At 72.6% G+C, this 2,173-nt stretch carries 1 protein-coding gene and 3 pseudogenes; 2 read left to right on the top strand and 2 right to left on the bottom strand.

Features of this window, described 5'->3' with window-relative positions:
* A pseudogene (locus GH736_RS25330) lies at window positions 1–374 on the bottom strand (aspartate aminotransferase); the annotation flags it as partial.
* 114 nt (window positions 375–488) lie between these two features.
* Between GH736_RS25330 and GH736_RS21590 the strand changes: the two are divergent.
* Window positions 489–1,625 (top strand): annotated as a pseudogene (locus tag GH736_RS21590) (ATP-binding cassette domain-containing protein); the annotation flags it as partial.
* Between the two features lie 24 nt (window positions 1,626–1,649).
* On the opposite strand, the pseudogene GH736_RS25325 reads toward GH736_RS21590, so the two are convergent.
* Window positions 1,650–1,793, bottom strand: a pseudogene (locus GH736_RS25325) (helix-turn-helix domain-containing protein); the annotation flags it as partial.
* A gap of 74 nt (window positions 1,794–1,867) precedes the next feature.
* Between GH736_RS25325 and GH736_RS24735 the strand changes: the two are divergent.
* Window positions 1,868–2,173: hypothetical protein (locus GH736_RS24735; protein WP_203230901.1), on the top strand; the 306-nt coding region annotated here is incomplete at its 3' end.

Genomic DNA, 2,173 nt, shown 5'->3' with positions numbered 1-2,173 from the left:
GGCAGCAGGTCGAAGAACGGGTGGTAGACCGGCGGCGTGATGATGACGCCGTCGCCGGGCCGCGTGACGCGGCGGAGCACCTCGACGTTGCCGAGGCTCACGTCGGCGGTGCAGGTGACGCGCGCCGGGTCGACGTCCCAGCCGAGCCGTGCGGCGGCGAAGCCCTGGAAGGCCTCGGCGACGGGGCGACTGCTCGCGACGTAGCCCGTATCGGAGCGGTCGACGGCGGCGTGCAGTGCCCTGGCGATCGGCTCGGCCAGCGGGTAGTCCATCTCGGCGACGGGGAGGGGCAGCACGTCGTCGGGGTAGGAGCGCCACTTCGCGCTCGTGCGGGTGCGAAGGACATCGAGCGGTTCGGCGGCGACGCGTTGCATGCCTCCAGCTTGCCGCACGAAGCGGATGAGGTGGCGACGGATGCCGCGTGGCGATAGTCTGATCGGCTGCCCTCGGGCGCCGTGGCGGATGCCGCGAATCGAACGGACACTCCCATGGGATTCATCGACGTCAACGGCGTCTCCTTCTCGCTCCCCGACGGCCGGCCGCTGCTCGCCGACCTCGCCTTCCGCGTGACCGAGGGGCGCACGACCGCGCTCATCGGCGCGAACGGTGCGGGCAAGTCGACCCTGCTGCGCATCATCCGCGGGGAGCTGCGGCCCGACGAGGGCAGCGTGCAGGTCGACGGCGGCCTCGGCGTGATGGACCAGTTCGTCGGCACGGGACAGACGGCGCCGGGCGCCGCGCACACGGTGGCCGGGCTGCTCGTCTCGGTGGCGCCGAAGCGGGTGCGCGATGCGGCGCTCGAGCTCGAGGCATCCGAAAATGTGCTCATCGAACGCGACGACACCGCCGCGCAGATGCGCTACGCCACCGCGCTCGCCGAGTACGCGGAGGCCGGCGGCTACGAGCAGGAGGTCGTCTGGGACCACTGCACGACGGCCGCGCTCGGCCTCCCGTTCGAGCGGGCGAAGTGGCGCGACCTCTCGACGCTGTCGGGCGGGGAGCAGAAGCGACTCGCCCTCGAGGCGCTGCTGCGCGGGCCCGAGCGGGTGCTGCTGCTCGATGAGCCCGACAACTCGCTCGACGTGCCCGGCAAGCGCTGGCTCGAGGGCGAGCTGCGCGCGACGCAGAAGACGGTGCTGCTCGTCTCGCACGACCGGGAGCTGCTCGCCCGCGCCGCCGACCGCATCGTCACGCTCGAGCTCGGCGCCGCCGGGAACACCGCATGGGTGCACGGCGGGAGCTTCGAGGGCTACCACCGGGCGCGGGAGGAGCGCTTCGAGCGGCTCGACGAGCTGCGACGGCGGTGGGACGAGCAGCACGCGGCGCTGAAGCAGCTCGTGGCGACGCTCAAGGTGAAGGCCACCTACAACGACGGCATGGCGTCCCGCTACCAGGCCGCGGTGACGCGCCTCCGGAAGTTCGAGGAGGCCGGGCCGCCCGAGGAGCGCCCGCCCGCGCACGAGGTGTCGATGCGGCTGCGGGGCGCCCGCACCGGCAAGCGCGCGGTCGTGTGCGAGGCCCTCGAGCTGACCGGGCTCATGCGCCCGTTCGACCTGGAGGTCTGGTACGGCGACCGGGTCGCGGTCCTGGGCTCGAACGGGTCGGGCAAGTCCCACTTCCTGAGAGGGTGACCGGCCAAGGCGACCGCCGAGGTGCGCTTCGAGGGCGGCGATGCGCCGGCTCGCCACGGACTGCGTCACTCCGGCCCCGACGGCTCCGGCCGTGAAGCTCTCGTGCTCGGCCACCGAGACGAAGGCCTCGCACGCCGACAGGAGGTCGAAGTTGCGCGCCATGCATGCGATCCTTGCATGAATAGCCCGGTTCGGTGCTTTGCCAGCATCGGTCGCGCATCGGAAGACTGCGATCCATGAGTTCATCGCGTGAATCCGCATCCCTGTCCCGGCGTTCGTTGCTCGCCCTCGGGGGCGCAGCGGGAGCAGCAGGCATCGCGTCCACCGTGCTGGCAGCGCCGCCGGCGTGGGCCTCAGCGCCGCCGGGGAACGCCGTCCCCGGCGTGCGGGCCGACCACGGCCGGGCATCCGAGGAGCTCCGTGCGCTCGAGGCCGCGACCTCCGTCACGATCGGGGTCGTCGCACTCCCCGTCGGCCGTGTGCGGGAGGATGGCTTGCGGGCGGCTATGTCGCCGCGATCCGCGCCGCCCAACTCTGCCAGA

The sequence above is a fragment of the Agromyces humi genome (genome assembly GCF_009720255.1).
Taxonomy (GTDB): Bacteria; Actinomycetota; Actinomycetes; order Actinomycetales; family Microbacteriaceae; genus Agromyces; species Agromyces humi.
Note: the sequence above shows the minus strand (reverse complement) of the source record. Positions and strands in the feature narration are given on the sequence as shown.